The following is a 19,475-nucleotide window of genomic DNA, read 5'->3' on the forward strand; positions in this document are numbered from 1 at the left end:
GATCATTCTCCCCGTTCGGTGCCGGGCAGGCGCCAGGTGGTCCCCTCCTCCAGAGCGTCCAGACGTGCCCGGATCGCACGCAGCTCGGCGAGCACGTCGTCGAGCGTGGCCTCCACCCGCTCCTCGGCGGCCTGCTCCTCGTCCCGGTCCTCGTCGCGCAGCCGGTCGACGAACCACGTGGCGATCGCCCCGGTGACCACGCCGATCAGCGCGATCCCGACCAGCATCAGCGCGACCGCGACGATCCGGCCGCCCAGCGTCACCGGGTGCTCGTCGCCGTAGCCGACGGTCGTCACGGTCACGACCGCCCACCAGATGCCGTCGGCGACGGAGTCGATGGTGGCGTCCGGCGAGCGCCGCTCGGCCTCGTGCACGGCGACCCCGCCGACCAGGAGCGCGACCACCACGGCGGACAGGACGTAGGCGGTGACCCGCGCGTGCAGGGAGTGGGTGGCCCGCTGGTGGGCGAGCACGGCGGCCGAGCCGAGGGGTACGGCGCGCAGCAGCGTGAACGCCCGCAGCGGGCGCAGCATCGGGAGCAGCACCACGAGGAGGTCCACCAGGTGGGTGCGGACGTAACGCCCGCGGTCGGGCGCCAGGTAGAGCCGGATCACGTAGTCGAGGGCGAACGCCAGCCAGATCAGCGCGCTCACGGCGGTCAGCAGCACGTCGTACGGGCTGGGGACGGTGACCGCCAGCGGCACGACGAGGACCACCACGAAGGCCAGCGCGAGCAGCAGCAGCGGTGGATCGGCGCGGCCTGCCCAGCGCTCGTAGCCGTTGTCGGCGCGCAGCCGGCGCAGCCACGACGCTGCTCCCGCCTCCGTCACTGTGTCCGCTCTTGGGCCTGGTCAGGAGCCCGTTCGGGAGCCCGCTCAGGCGTCCGCTCGGCGTCGAGGAGCTCCTGCTCCTCGCGGATCTCGCGGGCGAGGAAGAAGTTGAGCGCAGTCCGGATCGCCGCGACCGCCGCCAGCTTGCCGAGCTCCTCGAACGACGGGGCGATGGCCGTGCTGAGGATGTCGGAGGCCAGCTGCAGCTCCAGGCCGAGCGCGAGGAAGCGCCCCAACGAGAGACGGACCGGCACGAAGAGGCGCGGATCGCGTCGTGGCAGCACCCGCACGAACCCGACGATCGCGATCAGTGCGCCGATGACGATGACGGCTGCCCCCGCCGCCTCCACGAGCCGGACGAAGAGGTCGACCGCGTCGCGCAGGTGCTCCTCGGGGAGTACGTCGTCGAGATCCATGGCGGGTCAGTACCCAGCCGACCCGTCGACCAGCCGCCCGACAGGCAGCACGGCGGCGATCGGCCGTCCCGGAGCACCCCGGCGACCGATCCGCGGATCGGGGTCTCCCGGGACGTCCCCGCCCGCCACTAGGGTGTCGCGCATGAGCGAGCCCACGCAGTCCCAGCGCCTGGCCGGCCTCGTCGACGTGTGGTGGGACGCCGTCGACGACTTCACCGATCTGCTCGAGGCCCTGTCGCCCGAGCAGTGGCGGGCCCCCACCGACCTGGCCGGGTGGGACGTGCACGCCGTCGCCGCCCACATCGCCCACCTCGAGGCGCTGCTCAACGGCGTCGTCGACGAGCCTGTCGACATCGGCCAGCCCGCCCACGTGACGAGCATGATGGCCACCTTCACCGAGCAGGGCGTGGTCGCCCGGCGGGATCGTTCGCCCGACGAGCTGATCAACGAGATCCGCGAGATGGCGACCCGGCGGCGCACCCTGCTGCTCGCCGACCCGCCCACGGACGGCTCGGTGCCCGCGCAGTCCCCGTTCGGCGACCTGGGCTGGAGCGTCGACACGCTGCTGCGCAACCGTCCCCTCGACATCTGGATGCACGAGCAGGACATCCGCCGCGCGGTCGGGATCCCTGGCAACCTCGACACGGTGGCGGCCAAGCACACGGCCGACTACCTCGCCGAGAGCATCGGCTACGTGCTGGCCAAGAAGGTCGAGGCTCCGGCCGGTACGACGATCGTGCTCGCGGTCGCGGGCAGCGACCCGGTGGCGGCGACGGTCAACGAGCACGGTCGCGGCGAGCGGCTCCCCGCCGCCCCGGCCGAGCCGACCGTGCGACTGGCGATGGATCGCGAGACCTTCATCGTGCTGGCCGGGGGCCGACGCACGCCCGAGCAGGCGCACGCCGACGAGCACGTCACCGTCGACGGCGACCAGGAGCTCGGTCGTCGCATCCTCGCCGCGCTGACGGTGACGCCATGAGCGTGCGTCCACTGCCCTGGGAGCTGACGGACATGCCCGACCAGGCCGACCGCACCATCCTCGTCACCGGCGTCACCAGCGGGCTGGGCTACTACACGGCCCTCGAGCTGGCTCGCCGCGGGGCTCGCGTCGTGCTCGGTGCCAGGGACGAGAAGCGCCTGGCGGCGACGGCCCGACAGCTCGAGGCCGAGCACCCCGGCGCCCGTCTGGAGCAGCTCGTCGTAGACCTCGCCGACCTGTCGTCGGTCCGTCTCGCGGCCGGCCACGCGGCGGCGTTCGGCCCGATCGACGTGCTCGTCAACAACGCCGGCGTGATGGGCACCGACCACCAGCGCACCCGCGACGGGTTCGAGCTCCAGATGGGCACCAACCACTTCGGACCGTTCCTGCTCACCGGACTGCTGCTTCCCCAGCTGGTCGCCAGCGGCGCGGGCCGGGTCGTTTCGGTGTCCTCGCAGATGCACCGCCTCGCCCGCAAGGCACCGCTCGACGAGCCTCGGACGCCGCGTCCGCACTACCACCGGTGGGTCTCCTACGCCGAGAGCAAGCTGGCCAACCTGCTGTTCACCGCCGAGCTCGACCGGCGGGCCCGTGAGGCCGCGATCCCTGTGAAGGCGCTCGCCTCCCACCCCGGCTTCGCCGCCACGCACCTGGCCTCCAACGGTCGCTACGGCCGGCCGGCCGGCGGACGCGCGTCGATCCTCAACGCGACGATCGGCGCGGTCGCGCAGCCGGCGGCCGACGGGGCGCTGCCGAGCCTGATGGCGGCGACCGCCGACCTGCCGGGCGGCACCTACTGCGGCCCGGACGGCTTCCAGCAGGGGCGGGGCAAGCCGCGCGTCGTCGAGGGCAACCGGCTCTCGCGCGACCCCGAGGCTGCGCGCCGGCTGTGGGAGATCAGCGAGCAGGCGGTCGGGCTGACCTGGCCCTGAGCAGCCGCGAGCCCCGACCAAAGTAGGTCCCGACCGCTCCCTGCGCCCGATGTGCGCTGTTCCTGCGAGGCCCTAGCGTCGGGGTCGTGGGTGAGACGACGGGACCGCAGAAGAAGGGCCCCCAGCGCTGGGAGCTGACCGTCGAGGGGCGCGAGCACCGCGTCGACATCCGCGTCGCCGGGCTGTCCCGCGAGCTCACCTGGTACGTCGACGGGGTCGAGGTCGTGCGCCGCAAGTCCAGCGACGACAAGGTCCGGCTGGTCCCGCCGGAGGACGCCGCCCCACCCGGCCTTCCGGACCTGGCCGTCGCAGTGCGCTGCTCGACGTTCGGTGGGCCGCGCCGGGTCACGCTGTTCAGCGCAGACGAGGGTGACGGCGGCGCGGCGGAGGGCACCGCGGCGGCACAGGCGGCGCTGGGTCTCGGCGGCCTGGACCTGCTCCCCGAGCCCGGCTCACGGGCCGCTCGGCGGGAGGAGATGATCCGCCTCCACCCGCAGCGCTACCTGCTCCTGCGCACGGCGGGCGGCGTCGCGACGGTCGTCGTGCCGCTGGTGCTGGGGCTGCTCGCCGTACGCTTCGCGGTCTCGCTGCCCTGGCCCTCGATCCCCTGGCCCGACATTCCCTTGCCGTCCATCCCGTGGCCGTCGATCCCCTGGCCCGAGATCCCCTGGCCCGAGATCCCGTGGCCCGACTGGAGCCTTCCGAGCTGGCAGCTGCCCGGCTGGCTGCGCTGGATCCTGGATCACGCGAAGTACGTCTGGCCCGTGGTCCTCGCCGCCGTGCTGGCCCGTGGAGAGGTCAACCGCCGCCGCAAGCAGGACGCGCTGCGCACCGCCGCGGCCACCCCCACAGCCGGGCCCCGCACGACCGAGGAGCCCCGCACGACCAACGAGCTGTAACGCCGGGTCAGCGCTCGGCGACGATCTCCTCGGCGTGCTGGACGACCCAGGCCAGCAGCGGGGCGAGGACCGCCGAGAGCTCGTGTCCGAGCGGCGTCAGGCTGTAGTCGACGCGAGGCGGGATCACCGGCTGGGCGGCCCGGTCGACGAGCCCGTCACGCTCCAGTGTCTTGAGCGTCTGGGCGAGCATCTTCTCGCTGACGCCCTCGGCGCGGCGGCGCAGCTCGCTCCAGCGCAGCGGCCCCTCGGCCAGCGAGACGAGGATCAGCACACCCCACTTGCTGGTCACGTGGTCGAGCAGGACCCGGCTGGGACAGCCGGCCGGGAAGACGCCGTCGACCAGGCCGTCACGGAGGTACTCGAGGGGGTCACTTACCGTCACGCGGGTACCTTACTTCAAAGTGCGTACTCTCCACAGGGAAGTCACCGACCTCGCTGCTGGTTCCCCCTCCACGAGCGCGGCGCCCGAGCCGCGTGCCAGCGAAGGGAACCATCCATGACCTACGTCGTCACCGGCGCCACCGGACACCTCGGACGCCTCGTCGTCGAGGCTCTGCTCGACCGGGGCGTCCCGGCCGAGCAGATCGTCGCCACCGGTCGCGACACCACGCGGCTGGCCGACGTCGCCGACCGGGGCGTCCAGGTTCGGCGCGCCGACTATGACGACGCCTCCTCCCTGCAGGCGGCCTTCGCAGGGGCGACGCGCGTGCTGCTGGTCTCCGCCAGCGAGGTAGGCAAGCGCGTTTCCCAGCACGCCAACGCGATCGACGCCGCCCGCGAGGCGGGCGTCGACCTGCTCGTCTACACCAGCATCGCCAACGCCGGCAGCACCGGCATGCGACTGGCCGAGGAGCACCAGACGACGGAGCGGACGCTGGCCGCGTCCGGCGTGCCCTTCGCGCTGCTGCGCAACGGCTGGTACGTCGAGAACTACACCGACCAGCTCGCGACCACCCTCGAGCACGGCGCCGTCCTCGGCAGCGCCGGCGAGGGCCGCGTCAGCGGGGCCACCCGTGCGGACCTCGCCGAGGCCGCGGCCGCGGTCCTGGTCGAGGGCGAGGCCGGTCAGGCGCTCGAGCTCGGCGGGGACGAGGCGTTCACGCTCGCCGAGCTCGCAGCCGAGATCGGCCGGGCGGCCGGGCGCGAGGTGATCTACCAGGACCTCCCCGCCGAGCAGTTCGCCGGAGCCTTGGCCGGTGCCGGCGTCCCGCAGCCCTTCGCCGAGATCCTGGCCGACTCCGACCTCGGCATCGCCCGCGGTGACCTCCTGGTCACCAGCGGCGACCTGAGCCGCCTGCTGGGGCGTCCCACCACGTCGATGAGCGACGCCGTCCGGGCCGCGGTCGCCGCCCACCAGAGCTGACCCGTCCCCAAAATCGACTGACCCGGCAGAAACTCCTGAAGCTGCGGAAGTTTCTGCCGGGGCAGCGGGATCTGGCGCCGGGTCAGGCGGCGGTGGTGTGCCCCGCGCGGCGGGCCTCCTGGCGCGAGCGCGCCTCGATGGCGCGACGGACCTTGGGCCCACCGGTCGTCATCTTGTAGAGCTTGGCCAGCTGCTTGGGGGCGTTGGACGGCTTGGTCTCCGCGAGCCAGCCGTTGGGCAGCGACAGGCGGACGACCTTGTGCCAGGCCGACGCGACCTGGTTGACCAGGGGCGCCTCGTGGTAGTTCAGGCCGTACTCGTCGAAGATCGCGCGGACCTTCGGCGCCACCTCGGCATAGCGGTTGCTCGGCAGGTCCGGGAACAGGTGGTGCTCGATCTGGTGCGACAGGTTGCCGCTCATGATGTGCATCGCCTTGGAGCCGGAGATGTTGGCCGAGCCGAGCATCTGGCGCAGGTACCACTGACCGCGCGTCTCGTTCTCGGGGATCGACTTCTTCTCGAAGGTCTCGACGCCCTCGGGGAAGTGGCCGCACATGATCACGGAGTGCGACCACACGTTGCGCACCAGGTTGGCGGTGAAGTTCGCGGCCAGCGTGGGCAGGAACGAGCCGGTCGGGATCGACAGCGCCGGGTGGACGACGTAGTCCTTGGTGGCCTGCTGACGGATCTTGCGCAGCGTCTTGCGAGCGTTGTTCTTGAACGTCTCGCTGCGCTTCTCCTTCGGGATGCTCAGGTTCTTGCCGAGCTCGAGGTCGTAGGCCGCGATGCCGTACTCGAAGAAGCAGGCGTTGATGAAGTTCCACAGCGGCTGGCCGAGGTACATCGGGTGCCAGCGCTGGTCCTCGTCGACGCGCATGATGCCGTAGCCGAGGTCGTTGTCCTTGCCGACGATGTTCGTGTAGGTGTGGTGGATCTCGTTGTGCGAGTGCTTCCACCCGTCAGCGGTCGACGCGTTGTCCCACTCCCAGGTGGTCGAGTGGATCTTGGGGTCGCGCATCCAGTCCCACTGGCCGTGCATGACGTTGTGCCCGATCTCCATGTTCTCGAGGATCTTGGCGATGCTCAGGCCGATCGTGCCGGCCACGAAGGCGGGCGGGAACGACGACGCGAGCAGGACGGCGCGGCTGCCGAGCTCGAGCTTGCGCTGCACGTCGACGACCTTGCGGATGTAGGCCGAGTCGCGCTCGCCGCGGGCGTCGAGGACCTCCTGGCGGATCGCGTCGAGCCGGCGTCCGATGTCCTCGATGTCCGCCTCGGTGAGGTGGGCGGTGGGGTTCTCGGGCTTCTTGGTCATCACGGTCATGGAGATGTCCTTCCGTTCGCGGGGGCGGGCGGGGAGAAGAGGGTCAGTGGTTGATCTGGCAGTCGCCGGCGGCGGCGCTGATGCAGGTCTGGATGGGGACGCCGCCCGGGTCGGTCTCTCCGGGGACGGCGACGGTGAGCGCGCCGTTGCGGAGGTCGCGCACGGCGCCCTCCTTCATCGGCAGCACGCAGCCCATGCAGATGCCCATCCGGCAGCCGCTGGGCATCAGGACGCCGGCGCTCTCGGCGGCGTCGAGGATCGGGGTGGTGGCGTCGGCCTCGAGCGAGGTGCCGTCGGTGAAGGTGACGATGCCGCCGCCCTCGCCGTCGACGGGCGCGACGACCACCGGGCGGAAGCGCTCCAGGTGCAGCGGCAGGCCGCGCTCGCCGTGGTGCTCCTCGAGGGCGTCGAGCAGGCCGACCGGCCCGCAGGCGTACGTCGTGCGCTCGGCGAGGTCGGGAACGATCTGCTCCAGGTCGGCGACGTCGAGCATGCCGTCGATGTCGGTGTGCAGCTCGATGAGGCGCAGGCGGCCCTCCGCGGCGTACCGGCGCAGCTCGTCGCCGAAGATCACCTCGGCGCGGCTGAGGGCGGAGTGCAGCAGCACGATCTGGTCGGGGTGCGCCGCACCGCCGGCGGCGGGGACCGCGCGGGAGAACAGGTTGCGCAGCATCCCGATGACCGGCGTGATGCCGGAGCCGGCGGTCACCAGCAGCAGCTTGGCCGGCAGCGGGTCGGAGAGCACGAAGTCGCCCTGCGGCTGGTCGAGCTGGAGCATCTGCCCGGCGCGCGAGCGGTGCACGAGGTAGTTGGAGACGACGCCGTCCGGGATCGCCTTCACGGTGATGGAGATGCAGCCGTCGGGGCGCGGCCCGTGGGTCAGCGAGTAGGTGCGCCACAGCCGGACGCCGTCGACCTCGGCGCCGACGCGGACGTACTGACCCGGCACGTGACCGGTCCACGCCTTGCCGGGCTTGATCACCAGGGTCGCGGACGAGGAGGTCTCGGAGCGGACCTCCACGATCCGGCCGCGCAGGGGGGCGCCGGCGCGCAGCGGGTGGAAGACATCGAGGACGTCGTCGAGCTCGAGCGGCGTGACCGCGGCATCGGCGACGCGGCGCAGGCCGTCACGCAGGCTGCGCGTGACACCCAGCGGGTTGCGCCCCGAGGGTCGACGGAAGGAGACAGCACTGCTCATAGGTTCACTCTCCTGCATCGCCGGGTGTAAAGTCCTGACCACTTCGCGTGAAGTGAAGGACCTGAGTTGTTCGGTCCGCATAGTTTATCGCCTCGGGGAGGCCCAAAGATGACGGAGAACCGGCCCCACCGCGTCGCCGGCGCCACCGTGGGCCGCACCCTGCGGCTGAGCCCCGAGGCCATCGAGGAGATGCGCGCGAGCCTCCCGACCGTCGCCGACAGCGCCGTCGACGCCATCATCTCGGAGGTGCCCAGCTATGCCGGGGCCCTCTCCGGCGCGATGGGAGCCACGATCCGCAACGCCGTCCAGCTGGCGCTCGGCGGCTTCATCTCGCTGGCCTCGGGCCGGCGCGGCGCCGACCCGCGCACTCCGGCCGCCCCCGCGGTCGAGGGCGCCTACCAGCTCGGCCGCGGTGAGGCCCGCTCCGGCCGCTCGATGGAGGCCCTGCTGGCGGCCTACCGGATCGGGGCGCGGGTGTCGTGGCGCGAGATGTCGGGCACCGCCGTGCGCGCCGGGATCGACGCGGGCACGCTGGCCGGCTTCGCCGAGCTGGTCTTCGCCTACATCGACGAGCTCTCCGCCGCGAGCGCCGCTGGGCACACCGATGAGCTGGCCTCCAGCGGCCGGGTCCGTCAGCGGATGGTCGACCGCCTGGTCCGCCTCCTCCTCGACGAGGCGCCCGCCGACGCCCTGCACGCGGCGGCCGAGCGCGCGGAGTGGACGCCGCCCGAGACGCTGACCGCCGTACTCGTCCCCGACCTGCAGGTCCGCACCACCCTGCCCTCGCTCGACCCCGCGACGCTGCAGACCGGCGAGGACCTGCCCGGCCTCGCCGACCGCATCCTGCTGCTCGTGCCCGACGCCCACGGCCGACGGCGCACGACGCTGCTGCGCGCGCTCGCCGGTCACGGCGCCGTGGTCGGCCCAGCCCGCCCGTGGACCGCTGCCCGCGCGTCGTACACCCGGGCCGTGCGGGCCGCCGAGCTCGGCCTCACCAGCCCGGACGCCGTCGACACCGACGACCACCTGCCCGAGCTGCTGCTCGCCGCCGACCCCGAGCTGCGCGCCGACCTGCGCGCCCGCGCGCTCGCTCCGCTGGCGGAGCTGCGGCCCGCCACCGCGGAGAAGCTCGCGGACACCCTGCGCTCCTGGCTGCTGCACCAGGGTCGGCGCGAGGAGATCGCGAGCGAGCTCTTCGTGCACCCCCAGACCGTGCGGTATCGGATGGGCCAGCTGCGCGAGCTGTACGGCGAGCGGCTCGAGGACCCGCGGACGGTGCTGGAGCTGACGCTGGCGCTGGCCTGAGTCCGAGAGCACGGGTCAGGGCGCGCGTCGTACCGTCTCAGGCATGAACCGCACCCTGCGCCACCTCGGCGCCTTGGCGCTGCTCGGCGCGCTCGCCGCGTGCGGTCAGGGTGCCGGCGGCGGGTCCGAGCGGGTCGACCACGTCGCTCCCCCGGCCGATCTCGAGGCACCCGACTACGAGCAGTACGTCGCGCTCGGGGACTCCTACACCGCCGCGCCGTTCGTGCCGGAGACCGCGGCCAACGGGTGCCTGCGCTCGTCGGGCAACTATCCGAGCCTGGTCGCGGCCGAGCTCGAGGGCGTCGAGCTGGAGGACCGCAGCTGCAGCGGGGCCGACACCACCCACCTGCGCCAGCCCCAGCCCATCCTCGGCGGAACGGTCCCGCCTCAGCTCCAGCCGCTGAGCGCCGAGACCGATCTCGTGACGCTCGGCATGGGCGGCAACGACTTCGCGCTCTTCAGCACGCTGGTCGGCGAGTGCGTGCGGCTGCGCGATGTCGATCCCGCAGGGACACCCTGCGCCGACGGGCTCGCCGCGGGCATGGTGGCGGACCCGCTGGAGACGGCGGTGGCCAAGATCCGTCCCCGCCTCGTCGCGGCGGTGGAGGAGATCGAGCGCCGGGCGCCCGAGGCGAGGATCCTGCTGGTCGGCTATCCGCAGATCATCCCGGAGTCGGGCACCTGCCCGACGCTGCTGCCGCTCGCCGCGGGCGACTACGACTACGCCCGGGGCATCAACGAGGCGCTCGCCGACGCGGTCGAGCAGGCCGCCGAGGACGCCGGGGTCGACCACGTGGACGCGTGGGAGGCCAGCGAGGACCGCGACATCTGCGCCGACGAGCCGTGGATCGCCGGTGCCCAGACCGACCCGGCCCGGGCCCTGGCCTTCCACCCCTACGCCGAGCACCAGCGGGCCGTCGCCGACCTCATCCTCGACCAGCTCTAGCCCCACCCACCCCAGCCGAGTCGGCGCATCTTCACCCTCGAGTCGGCGCATCTTCACGACAGGTTGTCGTGAAACTGCGCCGACTCGGCAGTTAACTTGCGCCGACTGGGCTGTGAAATTGCGCCGACTCGGGTGGTGGGGTGCCGGGGTGCGCGCTAGAGGGTGGTGTGGGCGTTGAGGCCGGCGATCCAGGTGGCGGCGACGGGCATGTGGCGCAGGCGGGCAGCGGCGAGCTCCGCGCCCTCCGGGCCGGGGACGTGGGTGGTCTCCAGCGGGTCGGCGTCTAGCAGCACCAGGTCGCCGCGCGAGCCGCGCTGCACGGTGGGCTGGTCGTCGACGGAGGCGGCGAGGGCCTCGGCGGGGGTGAGCGCCTGCTCGGGGTGCCAGGCGTCGCGCTCGTCGGCGCTGCGGTGCACGGCGGCGGCCATGGCGAGCCACGGGTCGAGCGGCGAGACCGGCGCGTCGGAGCCCATCGCGAGCTGGACCCCGTCGTCGAGCATCCAGCGGAACGCGAAGCACCGCTCGGAGCGCTCCTGCCAGATCTTCTCGGTGAGGTCGCGGTCGTCGAGCAGGTGGGCGGGCTGGATGCTGGCGCGGATGCCGAGCTCGGCCATCCGGCGTACGTCGGCGCGCCCGACCAGCTGGGCGTGCTCGATCGAGCCGCGCGCCCCCGTGTCGGCGTACGACGCGAGCGCCTCGGCCACGGCCGCGTCGCCGATCGCGTGCGTCGCCACGTCGATGCCGACCGCGTGCGCCTTCGCGAGCAGGCCGCGCAGCTCCTCGGGGGAGACGTTGGGCTGGCCGCAGGGGTACTCCAGGCGGTGCGCGTCGGCGTACGGCTCGCAGCACCACGCCGTCCGGGTGTTGAGCGAGCCGTCGGAGATGATCTTCAGCGACCCCATCGTGGCCCGGTCGTCGCAGCCGGGCAGGGCGTCACCGGTCCGCAGACCGGCACCGATCACCGCGTCGAGGTCGGAGGCGTAGGCCGCGACCCGGATCCGCAGCTGGTCGCAGCCCTGACCCCAGCGCTCGGCCCACTCCAGCGGCCCACCGCTGAACTCGAAGTCCACCAGCCCGGTGACCCCGATCGCCGCGGCCGCGTCGAGGGTACGGCGGTAGGCCTCCGGCGAGGTGCCGTCGTTGCCCACGAGCGTCGCCAGGCGGGGATAGACCGCGAACCACTCCGCCTCGCGGACCACCGAGTCGCGCACCGGCAGTGCCAGGTGCATCAGCGCGACCGTGTTGAGCCAGGCGTGGTGGCCGTCCCCGCTGATCAGCACGACGGCGGTGTCACCCGAGACCGCGTCGAGCTCGGAGACCGTGACCTCACGGTCCCAGCCGCCGGAGCGGTGGCCCCAGCCGATGACGGGATGGCCGGGGTACTCCGCGATCCGCTCGGCCACCATCCGGGTGGCCTCCTCCGGCGAGTGCGTGTGGGCGAGGTCGAGACGCTGGGAGGCCAGCGTCCACTGGCCGAGGTGGACGTGGGCGTCCCACAGCCCCGGGATCAGCCAGCGCCCGCCGGCGTCGACCTCCTCGAGACCGGCGGGACGCTGCAGGCTCGGTCCGACCTCGACGACGGTGCCGTGCTCGACCAGCACGTCCACGGGGGCGTCCGGGACCGTCACGGCGCCGATGGGCACCAGCCGGGCGCGGCGCAGCAGGAAGCTCGTCATGGGCTCACGCTATGCGGCCGGGCCAGTTCCGACGTCTCCGGGCGGCTCCTCAGCGAGGCGGACCAGCCGCTACGGTGGCGCCATGACGGGGAGGGCACGCACTCGCGCGCTCAGCCGCCTGCTCGCGATCGCGGTCGCCGCACTCGTCATCAGCGGCGCGGGCGGCTTCGCGGCCGGGGAGCTGCTGCGCCCTGAGCCGAAGCGGATCGCCGGCGCCTCCCCGCTCCCGGCGACGTCGCCGTCGGCCCCGATCGACCCGCCCGTGGACGTGCTCCCCGACCCCGGGATCGCGCCGCTGGCGACTGCCCTGCCGCTGAGCGAGGAGCAGCTCGGCTACGGGCTGCGCACGATGCGGGTGCCGGCCCCCGAGGGCTGGACCCGCACGGAGATCGAGCTCGGCGAGTGGACCTGGGAGGCGCCCCACCAGCTGGAGAACACCTACCTGATGCGGGTCAAGATCGTCAGCAGCCAGCGGTTGAGCGTCGCCACGGCACTGGCGCAGCGGCTGGAGGCCCTGGAGTCGGTCACCGACGAGTTCGACCTCGAGTCGCGCACCGCCGACACCTTCGTCGCGACCTACGTCAGCCGGGGCTACCGCCGCCTCACCATGGACCGCTTCCTGTCCCTGGGCTCCGACACCGCCTATGCGCAGATCGCGCTCACCGGCCGGGTCGTCGACCGCGCCGGGATGGCCGACCTGCTCGACCGGGTGACCCAGGGCGCCTCGCACTGATCGTCGCCCGCCGGGGCGCGCTCACATCCCGTGCGTGCGCACCGCGTCGAGGACCCGGTTGGCGGTGGCCCGGTCCTGGCTGCGGACCTGGACCCACAGCAGCTGGCTGCCGGTCACCTGGACCACCCGCTCGACGGTCACCCCGCTCGGACACCCGGTGTGGAAGACCGTCAGCGCCTCGTCGCCGTCCGACTGGTCCGAGACCGGCTCGGACGCCGCCGCGCACTCCTCGTGCTGGGGCAGCATGCTGGGCAGGTCGTCGCCCGGGAGCAGCCCCACGAAGACGCCCTGCCCCCCGGACTCCGGGTCGGCCCACGTGACCGAGGTGCCGACCGAGAGCGCCGGGAAGCGCTCGCTCTGCTGTGGGGGCACCCAGCCGTCGACGGCCTGCGCCCGGTGCCAGGACCCCGGCACGGTCACCGAGAGGTCGCCCTGTTCGTCGGTCACGGTCTGCTCGGGCTCGCGCCCGGAGCCGCCGAGGTAGCCCACCGTCCCTCCGACCGCGGCCGGCACCAGGAGCGCCGCGAGGGTGAGGGCCACGGCGGTACGACGACGCCGGGTCGGCGGAGGCTCGGGGGCAGCCGTCGCGGGGCCGGAGGACGACGACGGGCGGGCGCCGGGCCGGGTCAGCTCCGGGTCGGCGGCGATGATCCGCTCGGTCGCCTCCGGGTCGGTGTGCGCGACGACGCGCCCGGGCACGCCGCTCAGCGCCTCCTCGAGCGCCACGAGGTAGGCCCCGATGTCGGGCCAGCGCTCCTCGCGGTCCACCGCCAGCCCGCGCCGGACCACCGCGTCGACGGCGGGCGGCAGATCGGTGAGCTCGTGCAGCGGCGGAGGTGCGGTCGGGGCGGCCGCGGCGCTCAGCGTGGTGTGGGAGTACGGCGCGCGGCCGGCGAGCAGCAGGTAGGTGATCGCGGCCAGCGAGTAGAGGTCCGCGCGCGCGTCGAGCCGCTCACCGACGGCCTGCTCGGGCGCGACGTACGACGGGGAGCCGGCGATCATCGTCAGCCGCGACGACATGTCCAGCGCCTTGCCGAGCCCGAGGTCGCCCACCATCGCCCGCGCCGCCGAGCCGCTCCCCTCCACCGTCCGGAACAGCACGTTGGCCGGCTTCACGTCGCGGTGCAGCACGTCGCGCGCGTGCAGCGCCTGCAGGCCGCGCCCGACCTGGGTCACGATCTCCAGCGCCTCGGAGACGGGGACCGGGCCGCGCTCGACGCGGTCGGCGAGCGTGCCCTGGTCGGCGTAGGTCATCACGAGGTAGGGCCGGCCGTCGGCGAGCTCGCCCGCGTCGTACACCGTCACCACGTGCGGCGACTCGACCCGGCGCAGGAAGCGGCCCTCCTCGAGGAAGCGGCCGCGCACGTGGTGGTCCTCGGTCCAGTTGTCGGCGAGCACCTTCACCGCGACCGGCGAGTCGAGCTGCTCGTCGTAGGCGAGCCAGACCGTCGCGAAGCCACCGGCCCCGATTCGTCGTCGGACGGCGTAGCGACCGAGGCTGCTGGGCATGGACACGGGTGCATTATCTTGCAGACGTCCCCACCAGCGGATCCACCGAAAGGATGAGATGTCCTCGAGCTCCGGATCCTCGCACGCTGGGACCCCGCCCACGCCGGACGAGATCGACGCGCTCGCGCTGCGCGCCCAGGCCGGCGACCGCGACGCGATGGAGGATCTGCTGGGCGTGATCCGGCCCCGCGCCCTGAGCGTGTGCCGCGGCGTGCTGCCCTACGGGCCCGACGCGGAGGACGCCTGCCAGGAGGCGCTGCTCAGCATCGCGACGAAGCTGTCGAGCTTCTCGGGGCGCAGCCGCTTCACCACGTGGGCGCACGTGATCGCGCTCAACGCCGCCCGCTCGACCTACCGCCGGATGCGCACCCAGGCGGTCAGCACCGACGACGCCCAGCTCGAGCGTCGCCAGGACCCGCGCACGACCAGCGTCATCGCCGGCACCCGGCTCGACCTGCTCGAGGCCGTCGCCACCGTGGAGCGCGACCACCCGCAGCTCGTGGAGCCGCTGCTGCTGCGCGACGTCTACGGCCTGACCTACGCCGAGATCGCGGCGCACACGCAGTCGCCGGTGGGGACCGTGAAGTCGCGGGTGCACGACGCCCGGCAGCTGGTCCGGCCCCTGCTGCGGCCCCAGGACCCGCAGGAGCAGCACCCCCAGAAACAGGACCCTCAGGAGAACGACCGTGGCTGACCCCCGCCTGCGCCCGATCGCGGAGGCCGACGTGGCCGCCGTGCTGGAGCTCAACGAGCGCAACGTCGAGCTGCTGGCGCCGATGGACGAGGCGCGGCTCGTCGAGCTGCGTGCCCTGGCCGACCGCGCCGACGTGGTCGACGTCGGCGGGGAGGTCGCCGGCTTCGTGCTCACCTTCGCGCCGGGCTCGTCGTACGACTCGGCCAACTACCGCTGGTTCGGCGAGCGCTACGGCGACGGCTTCTACTACCTCGACCGGATCGTCTTCGCGGACCGCTTCCGCCGGCAGGGTCTGGGCGGGCTGGTGTACGACGAGGTGGAGCGGGTCGCGGCGACCTTCGGACGGCTGGCGCTCGAGGTCAACAGCCGGCCGGCCAACGAGCCGTCGCTGACCTTCCACGCGCGCCGTGGCTTCGTCGAGGTCGGCGAGCTCGTCGAGGGCGCCAAGGCGGTGGCGATGATGACCAAGGAGCTGCCCGGGTGACGGGTCGGGCGCGGACCGCCCTCGCGGGCTCCGCGCTCGTCGTACTCCTGGGCGCCGGAGGCGTCGCGTGGGTGCTCGCCGACGGGCCCTCAGGGGAGCCCGATCCCGGCTCACCCGGCCAGGGGGCAGCAGCGCTCACCCCGGCCCCCCAGAGCGTCGGCGCGCCCGACCTGGCGCTGGCCGAGGACGAGCCGCGCGAGGACAGCCTCTATCCCGAGGTCGGCGACCCGGGGGTGGACGCTCTGCACTACGACCTCACGCTCGACTGGTCCCCCGACACGCTCGTCCTCGACGCCGAGGCGCAGGTCACCTTCCGGGCCACCGCGGACGCCGCGTCGTTCCGGCTCGACCTGGCCGGCGCCCTGGACGTGGCCTCGGTCGAGGTCGACGGGGAGGTCGTGGAGCACCGCCACGACGGCAAGGACCTCGTGGTGCTGACCCCGGTCAGCGCCGATCGGCGCCACGTCGCGGTCGTCAGCTACTCCGGCACGCCCGTGCCCGCTCGCCCGCCGACGCGGCGCGCCGACACCGCCGAGACCGGCTGGACGATCACGGAGTCCGGCGAGGTGTGGACGATGCAGGAGCCCTACGGCGCCTTCACCTGGTATCCCGTCAACGACCACCCCTCCGACGAGGCGTTCTACGACATCGAGGTGAGGGTGGACGCGCCGTGGGTCGGCGTCGCCAACGGGGTGCTCACCACTCACCAGGAGGAGTCGGGCCGCACCACCACCGACTGGCACCTCGACGAGCCGGCGGCGTCGTACGTCGTGACCGTGGCGATCGGCGACCTCGAGGCCACCGAGGCGACCTCGACCAGCGGGGTGCCCCTGACCTACTGGACGCCGCGCGGGGACGCCGCCGCCCGTACGGCCGTGCAGGAGACGGGGCCGGCGCTGGACTGGGCCGAGGAGCTGCTGGGGCCCTACCCGTTCTCCTCGCTCGGGGTGGTGGTCGTCCCCTCCGACAGCGCGATGGAGACCCAGACGATGCTCACCCTGGGCGACACCGACTATGCGATGTCCCCCGCGGTGCTGGTCCACGAGGTCGTGCACCAGTGGTACGGCAACCAGGTGACGCCCAGCGACTGGCGCGACCTGTGGATGAACGAGGGCATGGCGATGTACCTCCAGGGCGTGTGGGAGGCGCAGGACGAGGGCCGCAGCGTGGACGCGCTGATGGACGACTGGGCACGCTTCGAGCCCACGCTGCGCGCCGACGCCGGCCCGCCGGGTGACTTCGACCGCGACGCGTTCGGGTCGAGCAACGTCTACTACTCGCCGGCGCTGATGTGGCACGAGGTGCGCGGCCGGGTCGGGCACGAGGCGTTCTGGTCGATGGTGCGGGCGTGGCCGCGTGAGCACGACAACGAGCACGCCACCCGGGAGGACTACCTCGCCTGGATCGAGGAGGAGACCGGCACGGAGCTCACCGACCTCTTCGACGCCTGGCTGCTGGGAGAGCAGTCGCCGGCTCGTGAGTGAGCCGCGCGGCTGAGGCGCGTTCGCCGTCCGCGAAGTCGCTGGCGGTGACCGGGGCGCCGGGCGTTCACTGGGTCGATGCGGATCCTGGTGCTCGGTGGCACGGTCTTCCTCTCTCGCGAGGTCGCCCTCGAGGCGGTACGACGCGGGCACGACGTCGTGGCGGCCTGCCGGGGCGCGTCGGGGGCGCTGCCGGACGGGGTGCGCCACGTGCCGCTGGACCGGGTGCGCGGCGACGCGGGCGTGCTGGCCGGGGCCGGCCCCTTCGACGCCGTCGTCGACGTCGCGCGCAACCCCGCGTGGGTGCGCGCCGCGGTGGGCGTCGTACCGGACGCGCACTGGGTGTTCGTCTCCTCGATCAGCGCCTACGCCGACCACGCGACGCCCGGCGGGGGTCCGGGCGTCACGCCGCTGCTCGACCCGGTCGCCCTCGCCGCCGACGAGGACGCGATGGCCACCCCCGAGCTCTACGGCGCCGCCAAGGTCGCCTGCGAGCGGGCGGTCCTCGACGGTGCTGCCTCGGCGTTCGTGGTCCGGCCGGGGCTGGTCAGCGGCCCCGGCGACCCGTCGGGACGCTTCGCCTACTGGCCGGCGCGGCTGGCGGACGTTGGCGACCACCCCGAGGTGCTCGCGCCCGGCTCGCCGGACGACGTCGTCCAGATCATCGACGTCCGCGACCTCGCCTCGTGGATCGTCGACGCCGCGGGGTGTCGTACGACCGGGGTGGTCGACGGGGTCGGACCGCAGCTCACCCGCGGCGAGCTGATCGCGCAGGTGGCTGCCGGCGTCGGGGTGCAGGTCGCGCCCACGTGGGTGCCGCAGGAGTTCCTGCTCGAGCAGCGGGTCGAGCCCTGGGCCGGGCCCCGCTCGGTGCCGCTGTGGCTGCCGCTGCCGGACTACGCCGGCATGCTCGCCCACGATCCGGCCCCGGCGGCGGCGGCGGGGCTGGTGTCGCGCCCGCTCGCCGAGGTCGCCCGGGACACGCTGGCCTGGCTGCGCCGTACCCCCGACGCGGCCGTCGCCGGGCTGACCCGCGCCGAGGAGGCGGAGGTCCTGGCCGCCTGGCGGTCGCGCTCTTGAGCGCAGGTCTGCCAATCACAGGCTCCCCATTTCACCTGTTGTCGCCAGCGCCGCCACCCGTCACGGTGACCTAGCCTGCGAGACATGACCGACCAGGCCCAGCCCGAAGAGACGCAGCCCGAGAAGACGCAGCCCGTCAAGCCGCAGCGACTCAGCGCCCAAGGTCTCATCGACCTCGTCCTCGACGACGGGTCGTGGACCTCCTGGGACCAGACGCCCGTGCGCGGCGAGCTGTCCGAGGAGTACGCCGCGGAGCTGGCGCGCGCGGAGGAGAAGAGCGGCGTCGACGAGTCGGTGCTGACCGGGGAGGGCCTGCTGCGCGGGCGCCGGGTGGCCGTCGTGCTGGGCGAGTTCGGCTTCCTGGCCGGGTCGATCGGACGGGCCGCGGCGGACCGGCTGGTCGCCTCGATCGAGCGCGCGACCGCCGAGGGGCTGCCGCTGCTGGCGGCTCCGGTGAGCGGCGGCACCCGGATGCAGGAGGGGACGCCGGCCTTCGTGCAGATGGTGCGGATCACCGCCGCCGTGGCGGCGCACAAGGAGGCCGGGCTGCCCTACCTCGTCTACCTGCGCCACCCCACGACCGGCGGGGTGATGGCCTCGTGGGGCTCGCTGGGGCACGTGACGGTGGCCGAGCCGGGGGCACTCGTGGGCTTCCTGGGGCCGCGCGTCTACGAGGCGCTCTACGGCAAGCCGTTCCCCGCGGGCGTGCAGACCTCGGAGAACCTCTACGCCCACGGCATCATCGACGCGGTCGTCCCGCCGGACGAGATCGGCGACATCCTCGACCGGGCACTGCGGATCCTGATGGCCCCGCGCACCGGCATCGCCTCCGTGCCCGCGCCGGAGGATCTCCCGATCCCCGACGTGGAGACCTGGGACGCGGTCACCCGCTCGCGGCGGCCCGAGCGACCCGGCGTACGCCGTCTGCTGCGCTACGCCGCCACCGACGTGGTCCCCCTCAACGGCACCGGCCAGGGCGAGGCCGACCCCGGTCTGATGATCGCGCTGGTCCGCTTCGGCGACGCACCCTGCGTCTTCCTCGGCCAGGACCGGCGCGGACAGACCAAGGACCGTCCGATGGGGCCCGAGGCCCTGCGGGAGGCGCGGCGCGGGATGCGGCTGGCCTCGGAGCTCAAGCTGCCGCTGGTCACGGTCATCGACACCCAGGGCGCGGCGCTCTCGGTGGACGCGGAGAACGGCGGCCTGGCGGGCGAGATCGCGCGCTGCCTCTCCGACCTGGTCACGCTGGACGCACCGACGCTGTGCCTGATGCTCGGCGAGGGCAACGGCGGCGGGGCGCTGGCGTTCCTGCCGGCCGACCGCGTGGTCGCCGCGCAGCACGCCTGGCTCTCGCCGCTGCCGCCGGAGGGCGCGAGCGCGATCGTGCACCGCGACCTCGACCACGCCCCCGACATGGCGCGGGCGCAGAAGGTGCGCGCCATCGACCTGCACGAGCGTGGGATCGTCGACCGGATCGTGGCCGAGCAGCCCGACGCGGCCGACGAGCCGGAGGCGTTCTGCCAGCGGCTGGGCAGCGTCCTGGAGCACGAGCTGGCCGGTCTGCTCGCGCGCGGGCCGGGGACCGCGGAGCAGCGGAGCCTGCGCTACACCTGAGCTCGCACCTGG

At 73.5% G+C, this 19,475-nt stretch carries 19 protein-coding genes; 12 read left to right on the forward strand and 7 right to left on the reverse strand.

The window, feature by feature from the left end; translation table 11 throughout:
* Positions 1-2: 2 nt before the first annotated feature.
* Positions 3-830 carry a potassium channel family protein gene (locus ACYU7L_RS03430; RefSeq protein WP_460793816.1) on the reverse strand — a complete coding sequence of 276 codons (828 nt, stop codon included), beginning with the start codon at positions 828-830 and terminating at the stop codon, positions 3-5.
* Positions 827-1,246, reverse strand: coding sequence for a DUF1622 domain-containing protein (locus tag ACYU7L_RS03435; RefSeq protein WP_460793818.1), 420 nt, complete (start codon positions 1,244-1,246; stop codon positions 827-829). The genes ACYU7L_RS03430 and ACYU7L_RS03435 overlap by 4 nt, the downstream gene beginning before the upstream one ends.
* 142 nt (positions 1,247-1,388) lie before the next feature.
* On the opposite strand from ACYU7L_RS03435, the gene ACYU7L_RS03440 reads away from it, so the two are divergent.
* From ACYU7L_RS03440 to ACYU7L_RS03450, 3 genes are all read left to right on the forward strand, one after another.
* The gene (locus tag ACYU7L_RS03440) at positions 1,389-2,225 is read left to right on the forward strand and encodes a maleylpyruvate isomerase family mycothiol-dependent enzyme (protein WP_460793820.1); all 837 of its coding nucleotides are present in this window, start codon (positions 1,389-1,391) and stop codon (positions 2,223-2,225) included.
* Positions 2,222-3,157 carry an oxidoreductase gene (locus tag ACYU7L_RS03445; RefSeq protein ID WP_460793821.1) on the forward strand — a complete coding sequence of 312 codons (936 nt, stop codon included), beginning with the start codon at positions 2,222-2,224 and terminating at the stop codon, positions 3,155-3,157. The genes ACYU7L_RS03440 and ACYU7L_RS03445 overlap by 4 nt, the downstream gene beginning before the upstream one ends.
* 86 nt (positions 3,158-3,243) lie before the next feature.
* Entirely contained in the window at positions 3,244-4,056 is an 813-nt protein-coding gene (locus tag ACYU7L_RS03450; protein WP_460793823.1) for a hypothetical protein, read from the forward strand.
* 7 nt (positions 4,057-4,063) lie between these two features.
* Here ACYU7L_RS03450 and ACYU7L_RS03455 read toward each other — a convergent pair whose 3' ends face one another.
* Positions 4,064-4,438: a winged helix-turn-helix transcriptional regulator gene (locus ACYU7L_RS03455; RefSeq protein ID WP_460793824.1), complete on the reverse strand. Its 375-nt coding sequence runs from the start codon at positions 4,436-4,438 to the stop codon at positions 4,064-4,066.
* Between the two features lie 114 nt (positions 4,439-4,552).
* Between ACYU7L_RS03455 and ACYU7L_RS03460 the strand changes: the two genes are divergently transcribed.
* The gene (locus tag ACYU7L_RS03460) at positions 4,553-5,419 is read left to right on the forward strand and encodes an SDR family oxidoreductase (RefSeq protein WP_460793825.1); all 867 of its coding nucleotides are present in this window, start codon (positions 4,553-4,555) and stop codon (positions 5,417-5,419) included.
* A gap of 82 nt (positions 5,420-5,501) precedes the next feature.
* Here ACYU7L_RS03460 and ACYU7L_RS03465 read toward each other — a convergent pair whose 3' ends face one another.
* Both ACYU7L_RS03465 and ACYU7L_RS03470 read right to left on the reverse strand, forming a co-directional pair.
* Positions 5,502-6,743 carry a fatty acid desaturase family protein gene (locus ACYU7L_RS03465; RefSeq protein ID WP_460793827.1) on the reverse strand — a complete coding sequence of 414 codons (1,242 nt, stop codon included), beginning with the start codon at positions 6,741-6,743 and terminating at the stop codon, positions 5,502-5,504.
* A 43-nt stretch (positions 6,744-6,786) separates the two neighbouring features.
* Entirely contained in the window at positions 6,787-7,941 is a 1,155-nt protein-coding gene (locus ACYU7L_RS03470) for a ferredoxin reductase (RefSeq protein WP_460793828.1), read from the reverse strand.
* Positions 7,942-8,049: 108 nt separating this feature from the next.
* On the opposite strand from ACYU7L_RS03470, the gene ACYU7L_RS03475 reads away from it, so the two are divergent.
* On the forward strand, positions 8,050-9,246 hold the full coding sequence (locus tag ACYU7L_RS03475; protein ID WP_460793830.1) for a PucR family transcriptional regulator: 1,197 nt from the start codon (positions 8,050-8,052) through the stop codon (positions 9,244-9,246).
* Positions 9,247-9,289: 43 nt separating this feature from the next.
* Positions 9,290-10,192: an SGNH/GDSL hydrolase family protein gene (locus ACYU7L_RS03480; RefSeq protein WP_460793831.1), complete on the forward strand. Its 903-nt coding sequence runs from the start codon at positions 9,290-9,292 to the stop codon at positions 10,190-10,192.
* A 155-nt stretch (positions 10,193-10,347) separates the two neighbouring features.
* Here the strand turns inward: ACYU7L_RS03480 and ACYU7L_RS03485 are convergent, their stop codons facing one another.
* Positions 10,348-11,868, reverse strand: coding sequence for an amidohydrolase (locus tag ACYU7L_RS03485; RefSeq protein WP_460793833.1), 1,521 nt, complete (start codon positions 11,866-11,868; stop codon positions 10,348-10,350).
* A gap of 82 nt (positions 11,869-11,950) precedes the next feature.
* On the opposite strand from ACYU7L_RS03485, the gene ACYU7L_RS03490 reads away from it, so the two are divergent.
* A complete protein-coding gene (locus ACYU7L_RS03490) occupies positions 11,951-12,601 on the forward strand; it encodes a hypothetical protein (protein ID WP_460793834.1) in 651 nt (216 codons plus the stop codon).
* Between the two features lie 21 nt (positions 12,602-12,622).
* Here the strand turns inward: ACYU7L_RS03490 and ACYU7L_RS03495 are convergent, their stop codons facing one another.
* On the reverse strand, positions 12,623-14,110 hold the full coding sequence (locus tag ACYU7L_RS03495; RefSeq protein ID WP_460796561.1) for a serine/threonine-protein kinase: 1,488 nt from the start codon (positions 14,108-14,110) through the stop codon (positions 12,623-12,625).
* A gap of 58 nt (positions 14,111-14,168) precedes the next feature.
* On the opposite strand from ACYU7L_RS03495, the gene ACYU7L_RS03500 reads away from it, so the two are divergent.
* The 5 genes from ACYU7L_RS03500 (at position 14,169) to ACYU7L_RS03520 (ending at position 19,463) form a co-directional block, all read left to right on the forward strand.
* The gene (locus ACYU7L_RS03500; RefSeq protein WP_460793835.1) at positions 14,169-14,804 is read left to right on the forward strand and encodes an RNA polymerase sigma factor; all 636 of its coding nucleotides are present in this window, start codon (positions 14,169-14,171) and stop codon (positions 14,802-14,804) included.
* Positions 14,797-15,288, forward strand: a complete 492-nt coding sequence (locus tag ACYU7L_RS03505) for a GNAT family N-acetyltransferase (RefSeq protein ID WP_460793836.1) — start codon at positions 14,797-14,799, stop codon at positions 15,286-15,288. Before ACYU7L_RS03500 ends, ACYU7L_RS03505 begins: the two co-directional genes overlap by 8 nt.
* The gene (locus ACYU7L_RS03510; RefSeq protein ID WP_460793837.1) at positions 15,285-16,772 is read left to right on the forward strand and encodes a M1 family metallopeptidase; all 1,488 of its coding nucleotides are present in this window, start codon (positions 15,285-15,287) and stop codon (positions 16,770-16,772) included. The genes ACYU7L_RS03505 and ACYU7L_RS03510 overlap by 4 nt, the downstream gene beginning before the upstream one ends.
* Before the next feature lie 75 nt (positions 16,773-16,847).
* Entirely contained in the window at positions 16,848-17,849 is a 1,002-nt protein-coding gene (locus ACYU7L_RS03515) for a Rossmann-fold NAD(P)-binding domain-containing protein (RefSeq protein ID WP_460793838.1), read from the forward strand.
* An 84-nt stretch (positions 17,850-17,933) separates the two neighbouring features.
* Positions 17,934-19,463: a carboxyl transferase domain-containing protein gene (locus ACYU7L_RS03520; protein WP_460793839.1), complete on the forward strand. Its 1,530-nt coding sequence runs from the start codon at positions 17,934-17,936 to the stop codon at positions 19,461-19,463.
* Positions 19,464-19,475: the final 12 nt, after the last annotated feature.

The organism is Nocardioides pacificus (assembly GCF_054775955.1).